Genomic DNA, 16,933 nt, shown 5'->3' with positions numbered 1-16,933 from the left:
AGGTTATGCTGTTTTAGCCAGAAACAAGACATAAAAAAACCGCTGCGCGGCAGCGGCTTTTAAACATATTTTATCAGTATGCAGGTATGTTTTTGAGTAATTGCCGTCTGTACATGGTTATTAGTAACAACATCAGCCACAACAGCGACAGACTGCCGCCACCAGAATCGGCTGGTACCGGAGTGGCTGGAGGAGTTATCTTATCGCTTACATTGGGATTAGTGCCTTTCTGGTATTCCTGCAGTGCCGTGAAGCCATCATTATCCATATCAGAGTCGGTATCGCTGGCATTAAGTGGATTAAGGCCGTAATGTACTTCCCAGCCATCAGGCATGCCATCGTCATCAGTGTCTGCATTATTAGGATTAGTGCCAGCTTGAAACTCCTGCAAGTTGGTTAAACCATCATTGTCGTTGTCGGTGTCGGCATCGCTGGCGTCAAGCGGATTAAGGCCGTAATGTACTTCCCAGCCATCGGGCATGCCATCGCCATCAGTGTCAGCACTATTAGGGTGAGTGCCAGCCTGAAACTCCTGCAAGTTGGTTAAACCATCATTGTCGTTGTCGGTGTCGGCATCGCTGGCATTAAGTGGATTAAGGCCGTACTGTGCTTCCCAGCCATCAGGCATGCCATCGTTATCATTATCAGCATCATCAATATTCGGGGTACCATCACCGTCAACGTCACCATCTCCGGCGTCGGCTCCAAGCATAAACAGGCCATTTAATGTTTGTGAATATTCTTCATTGTAACCATAAATAATACGGACTGAAGCGACATGTTTACCAAAAAACATAGGCAGGCTAAAGCTTGCCTGCATTTCGTTACTTAGATCTTCTGATTTGATTAGCTCAATATATTCATCTGTACCAAGCTGCATTTGAGCGCGCAGGTTGTAGGCATGGTTTGGTGCATCAATAACCAGAAGAGAGTCAAGACGATTGACGATTTGATCATCAACATTATTGCCCGCTTTAATCACACTTACCCGATTGATGGCATCAATAAAGATGTTATTGGTATCCACTTTTTCGGCGTTTAACGATGAGCGGTACACCGCACCTTGCAACCAGTTATTAAAGCTGATTGACAAGGTTGGCAGCGAGCAAGGTAATTCAGGTATTGCTATCACTACGCCTGGCTCTGGATAAACATTGTATTGTTCAACCATCTCTAGTTCACATAACCAGCTAAACTGCATTGCAGTCGGCGCACGACCATAGCTGTTCAGATTTATGTCATGTACCACAGACCACTCTGGCATATATTGAGTATCTTCTACCTGTAAACTTCCGTTCTGAAAATAAACAGTACCACTAAAAAAAGTGCCGCTGTGACCTAAGTCAATATCGTCTGATAAGTATGAGAATCGAGAGTTAAGCATGCGGCTATCTGCTGATATGCCCGAACCCTCGGTCGGCCTTAACAATGGGGATGTTATCAGATTATCGTGCCATACTTCTTTTGGTTCAGCTAACCCAACACTGAAGCGGTTGTGGATGGCAAGCTCGGGGATTACTGATACCATTACGGCGGATGCTTCCGATTCTTTGATATCAATAATTCCGCCGCCACCGCTGTTAATGTTGTAATAATAAACAGACTGATTACCCTCCACTTCATAGTCTGGGAGCAATACTTCTATATTACGTAATGCGTCTAAGCTGGCGGTAATACTATGTAAACCAGGTGAGAAGCTGTCTATATTTTTTTGAATACTCAGCACCCGTAATTGGTCTTCGCGTTCTGCATGGTTTGGCAGGAAACCATAGGTTGAGTAGTCTGCATGGGTAATTTCGCTTTGGCTAGAGAAGCCGATGTATACTTTTGGAAACCCAAATGAGAAAAAGCCATAACTGCCAATATCCCCGAAATAAACGTTGCCATCGGTACTGTTTGACAGATTAAGGTCATCAGAACCTAATTCCAAACCGTTTGCATCCAATAGCTTGTCAAACCCTATAAACGTATCAATTGCATTAAGGGTAAAACTTACATCTGTATCGAATGCCGGGTCAATTTTTCTGATGTCAAAAGCAAATACGGTAGTATTTTCCGGCAAGGCAAAAGCTGGAAACTTTGTCTGCTCAAGCCAATCATAATTTAGCACCGCAGTGAGCATGCTTTGCGGTACTTTTATTGTGCGTCGGGTATTGGCAGTTAGCTGAAAATTCCGATTAAAACTAAAGTCATCTGAATATAGCCATAAGTATCCGCCGGCAGCTTCATCCATATGCAGAGTCATTTCCATTGCGTTTTCTAATGTAACGGGTACTGTCAGGGCGTGTTGCATTGACCGTACAATTAATCGCTCAGTAAATACGAAAGCGCCATTCTCAGGGTAGACAACAGATTGTGGATCCGTTGCATCCAAGGTGATATTAATAATCAATGAGCCATTGGCCGGGATAATATAATCGTTGTCTGGCCAGCTTATTGTCACATTTTGCGGCATGGTGGCGGCAAAGTTATCGCTTAATTCCAGGCTGATCGGCTGATCCTGACTGCTGATGTTGTAAAGCGTTAAAGGCAGTGTGCTCTGCCAATGTTGTGCTTGAGTATCAATTTGCCCAAAAGCAAGGATGCCATCCTTACTATACATTGTTGCCTGGCTCGCAGCTTCAATGTCAAGCCGGCCTGCGCCCTGTTCATAAGGTAATAACCCCAGATCAACACTGCCTGCCATTAGCATACCGCGGACGTCGGCGACGCTGGCAGTTGGATACAACTGTTTTAATAAGGCTGCCGCTCCTGCAACATGGGGGCTGGCCATACTGGTGCCGTCCAGTGATGAGGTGTTGTGATTAAGATAGGGCGCTACAATATTGCTGCCTGGTGCAGAAATATCTGGCTTTAGGGCCGCGCCGCGAGCAGATTCACCTTTCGAACTGAAGTAAGACAAATCATCAGATTTGGTGGTAGATGCTACGGTAATGGCATCTGCGGCCGATGCAGGTGAGCTGGTAGCGATATCGCCAAAGCCGGCGTTATTTCCTGCCGCAACAACAACAATAATGCCTGCTGCTACCGCGGCATTGGTCGCTCGGCTTAGTGGATCATTGGCGTCCCCCGTGCCACCCAGACTCATGTTGATTACATCAATAGCATCGTCTGTGTTTGGATCGCCATCCGGATCTAAAGCATATTCTAACGCAGCAATAATTGTCGTATCGAATCCTGAACCATCATCGGACAACACTTTATAAGCATGCAGATTAACGTTTGGAGCGACACCGCTATAGTTGTCTGTCTGTGCCGCAATGATCCCTGCAACGTGTGTGCCATGGCCGTCGCCGTCCATAGGATCATTATCCTGATTGTGAAAGTCGTAACCAGCAACGACTTTACACCCTGCGCCAAAACAGCCCCCCAAGGCTGGATGTGTATAATCAATTCCAGTGTCTAATACCGCTACGTTGATACCATGACCTGTCACACTGAGTGAATTCTTGTCCCGTAATGACCAGACAGCGGGGGCGTTGACCATCGCCACACTTTCAGTGAGCGATTTGTATACTATTTTTTGTGCTGAAACACGTTTTACTTCTGGTATCTGACGCAATTTATCAATGTGTTGTGCATCGATATCTATGATCAGTGCGTTCAGCAATTTACTATGTTTTTTATGCACTTTGGCTGAATTGGCAACATTACGAATTGCTGACCATGCGGAATGCTGCTCTTCAACCAATTTTCTTGTGTATCGGCTTGATTCAACCACAATCTGCTGCTGTCTGAAGCTCGATGACATGTTGGCCTGAGAAAGCGAGCTGATAGTGTGTTTAAACGTCTTGAGATGCGGAACAAGCGGGGCATTATGAAGTTCAACAATCACTCGTTGTTGCCCTTTCTGCATGTGTTGTACATTGATCATATCGCCGTATTGCTGGCTAGACACAACAAGCTTATCCGAATCTGCTTCAAAGGGTAAAACATTACCATTAGGTAGGATGATCTTATTGTCTCTAAGCACAACCTTGCTGGAGGCGTATGTGGCGCAGCTAAAACAGGTCAGTAAGGCGAGCGCAATGACGATACGCATTTAACATCCTTGTAGGTAGAATAGGTCGAAGCGGAGTGTATAAATTGTTGATCTTCCGGTCAATCAGTTAGTGAAAGCTATTTGCAACCTTTTTTAAATTTTATTTACATAACCTTAAATGATTACGCTGGCTCTTCTCGAATCAAAGCACGCATTCCATGTTGTTGTCAGCAAAAAAAACCGCTGCAACGCAGCGGTGTTTAAGGCTGAAAATTACAAACCGAGCTTAGTCGGCATCGCCGGTGCGGTGCTGTGATCAGCCGGCGGGTTGGCTTTCAGCTCGCTTAGGGTGTGCTCTATGGCGCGCTGCAGCTGGACATCGATGCCTTTATTAACCGCTATCGGGTCCAGTTCCACTTCAATATCCGGTGCTACGCCTTCGTTCTCTACCCGCCATTCGCCATCCGGGGTATAGAAGCGGAAGAACGGTACTACGTGAAAACCACCATCAATCATTGGCGGGTTGGTAGCAATACCAATTAAGCCACCCCAGGTGCGGGTGCCGATGGTTTTACCTAAGCCAAGGCGTTTAAATGACCAGGGCAGGAAGTCACCGCCTGAACCGGCGTCCTGATCAATCAGCATGGTTTTCGGGCCGTAAATGCCGGCACCCGGCGTGGTGAAAATCAGGCCATCGCGGTCTTTCCAGCCGGATAAAAACGGCCGGGCCAGAATTTCGGTGATGTAATTCGCTGCCTGGCCACCACCGTTTTTGCGCTCATCAAGAATAACCGCCGGTTTATCGGTCTGGGCAAAGAACATCCGGTTAAAGAAGTAAAAGCCACCATCGGCGGTATTCGGCAGGTACACATAGGCAACCTTGCCATCGGTTTTAGCTGCGACCAGTTTGCGGTTGTGCTCTACCCAATGCCATAAGCGCAGCTGATTTTCACTGGCTACCGGCTCTACGGTAATATTGCGGCGGTTTTTGCCGCGGGCATCATCGGCAATCGTCAGTACTGTCTGCTTACCCTGGGTGTTATCCAATAGCGCAAATACATTGTCGCTGGCGCTTAGCTCGCGGCCATTAACCGCCAGTAAGTAGTCGCCGGCTTCGGCACTGGCGCCGGGCACATTAAGCGGTGCTTTTAAGAACGGGCTCCAGCGATCGCCCTGGTACACTGTTTTAAACTGATATTTGCCATTACTGATGGCAAAATCAGCACCTAACAAACCGACTTTACTGCTGCCTTCCTGATGCACATCGCCACCACCAATCCGGTTGTGGCCAACCTGCAGTTCAGCAATCATTTGCACCAGTACGTCGTTTAAATCTTCCCGGCGCTGCACGTGAGCCAGCATTGGCTGATATTTATCATAAATAGCCTGCCAGTTAATGCCATGCATATTGGCATCGTAAAAATACTCTTGCTGCATGCGCCAGGCATCATCAAAAATCTGCTGCCATTCTTTGGCCGGGTCAACAAAGCTGCGTACTTCGGCCAGTGCTACCGGTTTCGCTTCCGGTTTGGCTTTGGCATCACCGACTTCCAGTTTATTTGGCATGCTGATCATTAAGATCTTTTTGCCATCACTGCTTAAGTTGTAGCTGGCAAGATCCTGCTTAACGCTTTCGGCTTTTTTCTCTGTAAAATCGAAGCGGTACAGGGTGGCGCTATTGCGACCATCAGTGCCCGGCAGTTCGTTGCTGCTACCCGGCTGAGTCCGCTCCAGATAAAACAGCGCACCATCGTCGGCCACTGTTAAATTATCGTAGTTGCGCTCAGCCACCGGAATCGCCACTATCCGATCCTGCAGGCCATTAAGATCAAGCTTTACCGGTTTTACTGCCGGTTTATCGTCATCTTTGCCTTTTTTATCATCTTTCTTGTCATCTTTAGCCGGCGCTGGTTTTTTCGGTTCATCGCCGGTTTTCGGTAGCAACGGTGATTTACCATCACTGGCCAGCACATAAGCATATATGGCTTTGCGCACCGGGCGTTCGCGGGTGGATAAATCGAGGCCTACCTGCGACGGGCCGGTATTAACTGATGCGGTAAAGTATAAGTAATCCTGGGTGAATACCGGATTGTCAGCTTCACTCATACCGTCGGTGATCTGGCTGGTTTTATTACTTTGAAAATCGAACAATTTGATTTGGCTGAAATAGTTTTCGCCCGATACGGTGTAAGCCAGATAACGGCTGTCTGGCGAAAATGAAACGTTAAAATTGGTCCGCCGTAATGAGGTATCAAGCTGCTGGCTGAGCTTGGTTTTCAGGTTAAACGCATACAGGTTTAAATGATTGTCGTGATAGACAATCAGGTTACCATCAGGCGAGAAACTGAGCAGATTAAAATAGCCGCTGTCAGATAATGCAAACACTTCAGGTTTGCTTAAACCGTCCTGATTTTCTAATACTAACTGGTGCTTATTGCCGGCATCAGAAATATAAGCCACTTTGCTGCCATCCGGGCTCCATAAACCGTCAAATTCACGCACGCCGCTGCTTTGGGTCAGGTTGCGGCTGCTGCCATCTTTTACCGGCACGGTGAAAATATCACCCCTGGCACTTACCACCACCCGCTGGCCGGTAGCAGACAACCTGGCGCTGGTTAAGGTTTTACTGGCATCTTTCCACTGCGGCCGTTTCTGGGCCGACTGAGTAGTGATATTAATGGTAATTGGCTGGCTCTGGCCACTGTTAACATCAAACTGATGTAAAAAGCCGCCGGCTTCATACACTATGCTGTTGCCATGGCCGGCGGCGCTGCGCAGGTCCCAGTCTTTGCTGGTCGTCAGCTGAGTAACTTGTTTATCGCGATATTGAAACAGGTTTACTGCAGTGTTATCCCGGTCGGATAAAAAATACACCGTATCGCCGAGCCAGAACGGGTTAAATTCATTGGCATTAGGGTGGGGGATTTTCTCCAGCTGCTGTTTTTCCAGGTCGATAATCCAGACCGGCGGCGTGCTGCCGCCGCGGTGTAAACGCCAGCCACTGGCGCCACTGTACGCCATATTATTGGGGCGATATGCCAGTTTTTTGCCATCATCTGATAGCTCGCCTTCAAAGGCAACGGCTTCCATCAGCTTGCTGGGGTAACCACCATCAACACTTACTTTATAAAGCTGATTACTGCGGCTGTTGGCAATTTCCCGGTTTGAGGCAAACAGCACGCTTTTGCCATCCGGGCTCCAGCCATTAACAGTATCGGCACCAGGGTGAAAGGTCAGCCGGGTGGCCGGGCCGCCCGTTGCCGGCATAACATAAACATCGGTATTGTTATCGTAGCTGGCAGAGAAGGCCAGCCAGTTGCCGTCGGGCGAGAACTTTGGGGCAAACTCACTGGCCGGGTGGCTGGTAAGCTGGCGTGGGTTCTGGCCATTACGATCGGTTAACCAGATATCACCGCCATAAACAAAAGCCAGATGATTAGCGGAAATATCAGGTTGCTGTAATAAGCGGGTCTGGCCGCCAGCGCTGCTGGCCTGAATAGTGTAAGCACTAAGCCCCATGCTGATGCAGCACAACAGTGCCAGTTTGTTAGTTTTAAACATAAGTGTCCCTTGGTTTTTAGCAGGATTTTTTTATTGACGCTTTTTATTAACAGGGTTTAAGTAATAGCACAGCAGGACAGCAAGGTTTGCAAAAAACTGTAAGCAGAGTTTTCTGTGCGACTAATGCATTGCATAAGCAAAGCAAAAGCCGCACAGCGTTTGAAGTGGCTTAAATCAGAAGGCGCTGCTGATTAAATAGCCGGTATAGCCAAAAAATACCGTCAGTAAAAGGGCACCTTCCAGCCGGTTTATCCGGCCCGCTTTTTTAATGCCAATACCCAGCACTAACAATGCAACGGTTAAACCAAACATTAAGGTCCAGTCGCGGCTCAGCACCACTGCATCGACCGCCATCGGCTCAATTGCTGCAGCGATACCCACCACAGCCAGGGTGTTAAACAGGTTAGAACCAATAATGTTACCCAGCGCAATGTCGTGCTCGCCCTTTTTAATCGCCATTAATGATGAGGCGAGCTCTGGCAAAGAGGTACCAATAGCTACTACTGTTAAGCCAATCACTAAGTCACTTACCCCCAAGCCCTGCGCGATATACACCGCACCATAGACCAGAAAGCGGGAGGCAATAATTAACAGTACTAAACCCAGCACCAGCCAGAACAGCGCTTGTTTTAAGGTCATGCTGTTTGCGCTTAGCTCAGTGTCAACATCGGCTGCCATTGCATCCTGTGGGTTGCGCATACCCTGCCACACAGACCAGGCCATGACGAGAGCAAATACGCCCAGCAAACACCAGGCATCAAGCCGGCTTAATTGATGGTCAAACAGCTGCCAGCCGGCAAACAGGGTAATCGCCAGCAGTAGGGGTAGTTCCTTTTTAATGACCTGCGAGTGGACATTAATCGGGCTAATAAGAGCAACTAAGCCGATAATCAGCGCAATATTGGTAATGTTAGAGCCATAAGCATTTCCCAGTGCCAGGGCAGGGTTACCGTCTGCGGCAGCCATGGCGGACACCACCATTTCCGGCGCCGAGGTACCAAAGCCAACTACCAACATGCCTATAAGCAGTGGTGGCATGCCACCAAAACGCGCTGCCGCCGCGGCGCCATCAACAAAACGATCGGCACTCCAGACCAGTAATGCTAAACCAGAAAGTAGTGCTAACACTGCCAGTAACATGAGGTTTTCCTGCTTATGAATAATGCGGGTTAGCATATCAGTTACAACGCCATTTGCCAGAGGGGGCATGGTCGCGGCCAATTATATTTTGGGTTGTAGCAACTTCAGCCTCGAGTTCATTTAACAATTAAGCTAGGCTATAACTGGTATTTAGCAAACGGATAAATGTATGTCCTTTAACAACATAATGGCAGTGCTGCTATCGCTTAGCTTGCTAATGAGTATGCCACTGGCAGCAACTAATATCAGAGTAGTGACAGAATATCGCAGCTATTATCAGATGCAGAACAGTGATGGCAGTTTAGGTGGTTACGCCACTGACGTCGTGCAGGCGCTGTTTGCTGTTACCGGCGATACGCCGGAGTTTGAAGTTAATTCATGGGGCCGCAGTTATTATGAGGCGGAAACCAATAATAATGTGCTTATTTATTCGATGTCGTTTAACCCCGAGCGTGCTGAATTGTTTGATTGTGTGGCGGAGCTGGATAATGAAGAATTATTTTTCTGGGCACTGAAAGACAACATCAAGCGCCCGCTGGATACTCTGAACGATTTAAGGCAGTACCATATTGCGGTTAGCATCGCATCTAACCCTGATCAATATTTAACGGCACAGGGGCTACCACGACTGTTGCGTACCTCTACCCCGGAATATGCGCTGAACATGTTATATAGAAACCGGGTAGACATACTGATAAGTGTTGAAAAATCAATACACTATCGGGCGCAACAGCTTGGTTTTGATCCCAGCCAACTAAGTAAAGTGTTTCAGCTGGCTGAGCTGAATCACCCGTTGTGTGTCGCTTTTAACCGTAATTCCGACGCCGAACTGCGCCAGCGCTACCGCCAGGCATTTGCTACTTTGCAACAAAATGGCACCCTGGCGCAAATTCGGCAACGTTGGAAGTTAGATGAATAACAGCTGAGAAATCACTGCGTTGCAGTATTAGCACAGCTGATACATAAGCTGGTGTAGGGCACCGCATTTAACCGCTCCAGACCAATGGCTTCACCGCATTGACTGCATTGCAGATAGTCGCCATGTTCTATCCGCTGCAGCGCAGTATTAATTTGCCTGAGCTCTTCTGCAGCGTTGTGCTTCAGAGAATTTAACACCTGCTCGTTTTCCCGCTCGGCGGCCTGCTCGGCCGAATCAGCGCTGCGCCCTTGCTGAAAATCATGATGAATAGCGCTTAACTGGCGCTCTAACTGCATTTTCTGAACTATTAATTTATGCTTTAGTTGTTGTAGTGGCATAGCGCCTCCTTTCATTTTACCGGTTGTTTAAAGCATAGACGGCTTTTGCTGATTAGGGGTTGATCTGGCTCATGTCTGCTGTTAGTGGTGTTGTCGGCCTGGTTTGCTTCGCGGATAAACTTATTGCGCCACTCGGTAACGGTTACGGTAAAAAAGATATACAGCCCCACTGCAATAACGGTAATAACCGCATAAAGGGGGGAGAACAGCAGGCTGAAAATAACCGCCACTGCCAGGATTTCAAACAGGGTTGGTACAATGTTGAACATCAGAAAGCGCATCAGGAAGCTGAGGCCATTGCTGCCGCGCTCGATATCCCGGCTGATGCCTCCGGTTTGGCGGTCGAGATGAAATGCCAGTTCCAGGCTATGCAGATGCTTAAACACTTTTAAGCCAATCTGGCGCATGGCATGCTCGGTTACCCGGCCAAACAGCGCGTCGCGCAGCTCACCAAAAAACACCGAGCCAAATCGTAAGCCGCCATATAACAACAGCATGGCGGCAGGCAGCACCACAACAGCGCTGATATTGGCGTCGAGTGCATCAATAATTTCTTTTAATGCCCAGGGCATAACCAGGGTGGCCGCTTTGGCAGCGATCAGGGCCAGTACCGCCAATAAAACCCGGCCCTTAAACGCCATTAAATAAGGCCAGAGTGTCGCCACAGTCTGGCGCAGATCCATTGCCTCAGCGCGCTTCAGGGGTTCAGGTTGTTTAGCTGTACTTCGCATACCGCGCATAGGCTGCTCTTAATAAGGGTTATTTGTGGCTATTATGCATAGGTACAAAGGTAAGCGGTATCCTGGTTTACCTTAACCTGAAATTTAACATTAGCCTCTACCTCAAAATGCTGGCTGCTGTTAAAAGTTTGCCAGTCGGTTTTACCCGGTAGCAACACTGTTAAAGCACCGCTAATTACGGTCATTACTTCATGCTGACTGGTAGCAAATTCATATTCGCCGGGGGCCATTACACCTACTGTGGCGGGTAGTTTTTCGCCAGCGAAAGCGATAGAGGCGACCTTGCCATCAAAATACTGATTAACGTTAAACATGAAAAACTCCTTTGATTTAAGGCTTCTAGTAAACCTGAAAACCCTGCGGTTTCCCAGTAAAAAAAGCTGACGCATAGATGTAAAATAATAAGTTGATTGTTTTTTGAAAAGGTTAATGAAAGTGACATAAATTGGCGCTATCGTAGCGCGCTTTGTTTATTTGTCTATATAACAATAATCTCAGGGAACCAAGATGAAAAAAACGATCTTAGCCGCCAGTATTGCACTGTTACTGGCCCCCGCAGCTCATGCTGAACTCTTTATTTCCGAATATGTCGAAGGCTCAAGTAACAATAAAGCATTGGAGTTTTATAATCCTACCGATGCGACATTAAATCTGGCAGATTACCGGCTCAATGTATTTTTTAACGGTAGTACCAGCGCTGGTTTCAGTGTTGCTTTAAATGGTGAACTGCCAGCTGGCGCAACCTATGTCTTTGCTTCTTCCAGAGCTTCTGCAGAATTAGTGGCACTGGCTGATCAGACAACCGGTTCAGGCTTATGGAACGGTGACGATGCCATTACCCTGACCAAAAGTGGTGTGGTGGTAGACAGTATTGGCCAGGTGGGTGTTGACCCGGGTTCAGCCTGGGGTTCAGGTGATATAACTACTGCAAATGATACCTTACGCCGTGCGGCAGTTAGCTACGATACTAATCCGTTTGATGCTTTTGAGCCTGCAGATCAGTGGTTGGGTTTCGCGCAAGATGATTTTAGTGATATTGGCTTGTTCAACGGTGAAGGCGGTGGCCCGGGTGAACCTGATCCAGAGCCAGAGCCAGATTTTGATTTAAGCTGTGGTGCGCCATTTACACCAATTCATCAAATCCAGGGGAGTGGCGACACAAGTCCGCTAGTGGGCCAGACTCTGGTAGTTGAAGCCGTTGTTAGCCAAACCCTGCCAGGGCTGCGTGGCTTTACCATTCAGTCAGCGCCGGGTGAGGAAGACAACGACCCGATGACTTCAGAAGGGGTATTTGTATTCACTGGCAGTAGCGAGCTGACAGTTGCCACCGGCCAGCGGGTAAGACTGCAGGCCAACGTGGCTGAATTCTTTACCTTGACCCAGCTTACCGGCATTGCTGCTACCGTTGATTGTGGTACCTCGGCACTGCCGCAGGCTACTGAATTAGCGCTACCAGTGCCTGATATGGCTTACTGGGAAGCCCATGAAGGCATGTTGGTCGGCTTTTCCCAGCCGTTAACAGTAAATGAAACCTTTACCCTGGGCCGTTTCGGCGAGCTTACCTTAGCTAACGGCCGTCGTTATACGCCTACCCAGGTTGTGGCACCGGGTGCAGAGGCTATTGCACTGGCTGCATCCCATAAGCTGAACCGGATTATTCTGGATGACAACAGCACAGTGCAGAATCCGGCGCTGGTGCCTTATCCTGCACCGGCACTAAGTGCGGCTAATCCGGTACGGGGAGGCGATACCGTTGTTGGCCTAACCGGTACTTTATATTACTCATTTAATGAATACCGGATTATGCCGAATGCACCGGTAACTATTCTGGCGGATAATCCAAGAAGCGCTGCACCGGCTTTACTGGCTGACGGTAACGTAAAAGTTGCCAGCTTTAATGTGCTGAATTATTTTAATGGTGACGGCGCTGGTGGCGGTTTCCCAACCTCTCGTGGAGCTGATACGGTTGTTGAATTTGAACGGCAGAGAGACAAAATCCTGGCAGCTTTAGCAGGGTTGGATGCCAGCGTAATCGGCTTAATGGAACTGGAAAATGATGGCTTTACCAGCACCTCTGCCATAGCTGATTTAGTCACAGGCCTGAGGCAAGTTAGTGGCCAGGCTGACTGGCAGTTTGTGCAACCAGCCGTTAGCCCTATTGGTACTGATGCAATCACTGTTGGCTTACTGTACCGGGCAGATTTACTGGCCCCGGCAGAGTCTGCACGTTTACTTAATTCTGAGAATTCAGCACTGGACAATAGTGGTCAGCCACTATTTGACGACAACCGGAACCGGCCGATGTTAGCGCAGCGTTTCCGCTTGCTGGAAAATAACGCTGAATTCGCAGTAATGGTTAACCATCTTAAATCTAAAGGTTCAGGTTGTGGAGCTGCAGATGGTGATAGCGGTGATGGTCAGGGTAACTGTAACCTGAGCCGGACCCGTGCGGCAGAGGCAATCGGTGTTTTTGCTGATGAACACTTCGCTGATATTCCGGCGCTGGTTATCGGCGATTTAAATGCTTATGCCAAAGAAGACCCTATTACCACTCTGGCAGCAGCCGGTTATTATAATGTGTTTGAAGCACTTGGTAAGACAGACAGTTATGGCTATGTGTTCCAGGGCCTGGCCGGTTCGCTGGATCATGCATTGCTAAATCAGCACGCACTGGATGCAGTGGCTGACGCTGCCAAATGGAATATCAATGCTGATGAAGCAATAGCACTGGACTATAACACTGAGTCTAAATCTGAGTCGCAAATTTTTGATTATTATGCTCCGGATGCTTATCGCTCCTCTGATCATGATCCGGTAATTGTATCGTTGCAGCTTACGGCTAGTTTCCGGGCCGCTGATCTTGACCAGAATGGCGTAATTGACCGGAACGATATCAGCCTGTTTCAACAGATACTCAGACAAGGCGGTGAGCTATCGCTAAGTTTAGATTTTAATAACGATGGCCGTGTTGATCAGCGTGACATCAGAGCAATGACTACGCTGTGTGATTTGCCACGTTGTGTAACCCCTTAATAATTAATGGAGAATAACAAAATGAAATCAATTTTACTTGCGCTAGGTATACTGTTCAGCGGGTTAAGCCACGCCACGTTAATTCAGCTGGATACTGAGCGTAGCGATTATAAAATCGGTGAAACCATTGTTGTGACATTGTCTGTCAGTGACTTTACCGAAACACTGAGCGGTTTCTGGGCTGAGATTTTTTATTCGTCTTCAGCTATTTCGTTGCTTGACTGGCATTTTGGTGAGGGTTTTGACGATGGTTTCGGTAGCAGTCCGTTTGCTGATCATGATGCAAGCAGTGGTGCTCTGTATCTTGAGGAGTACGCTGACTTTTTTGCTGACGAGTCGATTCTGGCCGGATTACAAGGTAGTAGCTTTGTGTTAGCGACATTCAGTTTTCTGGCAACAGAGACGGGAAACATCCTGTTAAGCTTTAACCCTGAAAAATTTGGCGCGCTAAATTTCGCTAATGACTTTATCGATGTTAACACCGCAGATTTAAACTTTACGGTAAGTGCAGTTGAGGTACCAGTGCCGACTACAGCATTACTGATGTTTGCTGGTATGGCTTTGTTACTGCGTCGTAAGCAGCTTAATAAGTAAAGTATGTAGTGTTTCTTAACAAGCTTTAAAATAAAAGGGCCAGTCTGCAGACTGGCCCTTTTTACTTAACTAATAACTAATAACTTTAAACTTAAGCCGCTTTAGTCTTTTTGCTTTGTTCTGCATTCAGGGCATCAGCCCCATTGGGTTGCTGAGTCAGACTATTATCAGCAGCCAGATACTCCGGCTCGAAGTCATCAACATTAATCACAAATAAGCGGCCTTCTTCAGCTAAGCGCAGTTTGGCGGCTTCTTCCTGGCTGATTACCCCAAGCTCCAGACCTAAGTCAGCAACTTCGTGCAACCGGTAGAAAGGCATACGCTTGTTCGCTGCTTTCGTTACTTTATCAAATAAAGGTTCAGCAGCCAGAACATCCAGCAGTACCTGTTCTACCCGGCCTAACTGATTGCCAGGTTCGTCAGTCAGGTATAAATGCAAGCCTAAGCGTGAACGTGCTTCACATGGCGTTTGCATAATTCGGGCAACCTGATGTTCTACTTTATCTGACGCTTTGCGCAAGGTGCGGCCCCACGGGAATACAATGCGTTTTAACACTATACCCACTAAGCGGTTAGGGAAGTTATCAAATAACTCGTCCAGCGCCAATTGTGCTTTGGCCAGATTATCTTCACAAGCCCATTGTACTAAGGGTAAATCCTGGACCTGACGGCCTTCATCGTTGTAGCGTTTTAACACGGCAGAGGTTAAATACAACATGCTTAAAATGTCACCCAGACGGGCTGAGATCCGCTCGCGGCGTTTTAACTCACCACCCAGGGTGGCCATTGCTACATCAGACATCAGGGCCATAGCAGCACTGAACCTGTTCATTTGTTTGTAGTATCTGGCAGTAGCATCGTTATAGGGTGCATGGCTGAACACACCACCGGTTAACGACAGCCAGAAGGTACGGAAGAAATTACTGATGGCAAAACCAATATGGCCAAATACTGCTTTATCAAAGGCCGTTACCGCAGCGCCTTCGTCTTCCAGTTGCGCGGCTTGTAACTCAGCCAGTACATAAGGATGACAACGAATTGCCCCCTGACCGTAAATAATCATGTTACGGGTTAAGATATTGGCGCCTTCAACGGTAATCGCTACCGGTGCACCCTGATAACCTCGGGCCAGATAGTTGTTCGGCCCCATACAAATACCTTTACCGCCGTGGACATCCATCGCGTCGTTGATCGCGATGCGCATCCGCTCGGTCATATGGTACTTGGTAATAGCTGAAATAACTGACGGCTTTTCACCTAAGTCGATAGCGCCAACCGACATCGTGGTTGAGGCATCTGCCATATAAGCATAGTCACCAATCCGGGCCATGGCTTCTTCCACACCTTCCATTTTGCCGATAGGCAGTTTGAACTGGCGACGAATACGGGCATAAGCGCCGGTTGCCATTGCTGCAGCTTTAATACCACCGGTGCTGTTAGAGGGCAGGGTAATGGCCCGGCCAACTGATAAACATTCTACCAGCATCTTCCAGCCCTGGCCGACCATAGCTGCGCCACCAATAATGTAATCCAGCGGTACAAAAATATCATCGCCCTGAGTTGGACCATTCTGGAATGGCACGTTTAACGGGAAATGGCGACGGCCAATTTTCACGCCCGGGGTATTGGCCGGAATTAATGCGCAGGTAATACCCAGCTCTTCTGTGTCACCCAGTAATTTTTCAGGGTCGTACAGTTTGAAGGCTAAGCCTAAAACGGTAGCAATAGGAGCCAGCGTAATATAACGCTTGTTCCAGGTCAGGCGCATACCCAACACTTCTTTACCCTGCCACTCGCCTTTACAAACAATACCAAAATCCGGAATGGCGCCGGCGTCAGACCCTGCTTCCGGACTGGTCAGGGCGAAACAAGGGACGTCCAGGCCTTTAGCCAGCCGTGGTAAATAATAGTTTTTCTGCTCATCAGTGCCGTAGTGCTGTAACAGCTCGCCCGGGCCTAACGAGTTAGGAACGCCAACAATGCTTGATAACATCATGCTTTTGCTGGTCAGCTTTTGCAGTACGCAAGATTGAGCATAGGCTGAAAATTCCAGACCACCGTATTTCTTAGCGATGATCATAGCGAAAAAGCCTTTGCTTTTCAGGTAGTCATATACTTCAGGCGATAAATCAGCACGTTCGTGAGTGCTGTGCCAGTCATCCACCATTGCCAGTAGTTCTTCTACCGGGCCATCGAGGAATGCCTGCTCTTCAGCACTTAATCTTGGCTTGGGGAAGTTATGCATTTTGTGCCAGTCCGGGTTGCCACGGAACAGGTCTGCTTCCCACCAGGTGGTGCCGGCATCGATCGCTTCTTTTTCAGTGGTCGACATTTCCGGCATAATTTTGCGGTATACGGCCAAAACCGGTTTGGTAATATATTGCTGACGAATACTGGCAATATTTAGGGGCAGTGCCACGGCTAAAAATATCAGCCAGGCTATGATGCCTGCAGTATCAGTCAGACTACCAACCACTAATAACGCAGCAATAGCAGCCGTAAACATTGTTAAGCTGGCGCGATAGTACGCTAACACACCAATTGCCACGACGAGGGCAAGCACTAAAAAGAACACATTCATTGTTAACTCCCAATAAGAGGTCAGACCACTAGTGGTTAAGCTTAG

At 48.0% G+C, this 16,933-nt stretch carries 10 protein-coding genes; 3 read left to right on the top strand and 7 right to left on the bottom strand.

Annotated features, from left to right (window positions below):
* Nucleotides 1-73 precede the first annotated feature (73 nt).
* From H141_RS0109855 to H141_RS0109845, 3 genes are all read right to left on the bottom strand, one after another.
* On the bottom strand, nt 74-4,042 hold the full coding sequence (locus H141_RS0109855) for a S8 family peptidase (protein ID WP_019676096.1): 3,969 nt from the start codon (nt 4,040-4,042) through the stop codon (nt 74-76).
* A 213-nt stretch (nt 4,043-4,255) separates the two neighbouring features.
* Nucleotides 4,256-7,543 (bottom strand): S41 family peptidase, encoded by a 3,288-nt coding sequence (locus H141_RS0109850; protein ID WP_019676095.1) that lies wholly within the window; start codon nt 7,541-7,543, stop codon nt 4,256-4,258.
* 174 nt (nt 7,544-7,717) lie between these two features.
* A complete protein-coding gene (locus tag H141_RS0109845; RefSeq protein ID WP_019676094.1) occupies nt 7,718-8,683 on the bottom strand; it encodes a calcium/sodium antiporter in 966 nt (321 codons plus the stop codon).
* Nucleotides 8,684-8,852: 169 nt separating this feature from the next.
* Here H141_RS0109845 and H141_RS0109840 point away from each other — a divergent pair, with 169 nt between their 5' ends.
* Complete coding sequence (locus tag H141_RS0109840) at nt 8,853-9,602, top strand: substrate-binding periplasmic protein (protein WP_019676093.1); 750 nt, start codon at nt 8,853-8,855, stop codon at nt 9,600-9,602.
* A gap of 11 nt (nt 9,603-9,613) precedes the next feature.
* Here the strand turns inward: H141_RS0109840 and H141_RS0109835 are convergent, their stop codons facing one another.
* Genes H141_RS0109835 through ppnP form a run of 3 tightly spaced genes read right to left on the bottom strand, consistent with a single transcriptional unit; the run spans nt 9,614 to nt 10,994 of the window.
* The gene (locus H141_RS0109835) at nt 9,614-9,940 is read right to left on the bottom strand and encodes a TraR/DksA family transcriptional regulator (RefSeq protein WP_026349367.1); all 327 of its coding nucleotides are present in this window, start codon (nt 9,938-9,940) and stop codon (nt 9,614-9,616) included.
* A gap of 11 nt (nt 9,941-9,951) precedes the next feature.
* Nucleotides 9,952-10,671 (bottom strand): ABC transporter transmembrane domain-containing protein, encoded by a 720-nt coding sequence (locus H141_RS0109830; protein WP_240473116.1) that lies wholly within the window; start codon nt 10,669-10,671, stop codon nt 9,952-9,954.
* A gap of 41 nt (nt 10,672-10,712) precedes the next feature.
* Nucleotides 10,713-10,994, bottom strand: coding sequence for a pyrimidine/purine nucleoside phosphorylase (gene ppnP / locus H141_RS0109825; RefSeq protein WP_019676090.1), 282 nt, complete (start codon nt 10,992-10,994; stop codon nt 10,713-10,715).
* 193 nt (nt 10,995-11,187) lie between these two features.
* Between ppnP and H141_RS0109820 the strand changes: the two genes are divergently transcribed.
* Nucleotides 11,188-13,713: an ExeM/NucH family extracellular endonuclease gene (locus H141_RS0109820; protein ID WP_019676089.1), complete on the top strand. Its 2,526-nt coding sequence runs from the start codon at nt 11,188-11,190 to the stop codon at nt 13,711-13,713.
* A gap of 21 nt (nt 13,714-13,734) precedes the next feature.
* Nucleotides 13,735-14,307: a PEP-CTERM sorting domain-containing protein gene (locus H141_RS0109815; protein WP_019676088.1), complete on the top strand. Its 573-nt coding sequence runs from the start codon at nt 13,735-13,737 to the stop codon at nt 14,305-14,307.
* 91 nt (nt 14,308-14,398) lie between these two features.
* Here H141_RS0109815 and fadE read toward each other — a convergent pair whose 3' ends face one another.
* A complete protein-coding gene (gene fadE / locus H141_RS0109810; RefSeq protein WP_019676087.1) occupies nt 14,399-16,888 on the bottom strand; it encodes an acyl-CoA dehydrogenase FadE in 2,490 nt (829 codons plus the stop codon).
* Nucleotides 16,889-16,933 lie beyond the last annotated feature (45 nt).

Source organism: Arsukibacterium perlucidum DSM 18276 (assembly GCF_000382165.1).
Lineage (GTDB): Bacteria > Pseudomonadota > Gammaproteobacteria > Enterobacterales > Alteromonadaceae > Alishewanella > Alishewanella perlucidum.
Note: the sequence above shows the minus strand (reverse complement) of the source record. Positions and strands in the feature narration are given on the sequence as shown.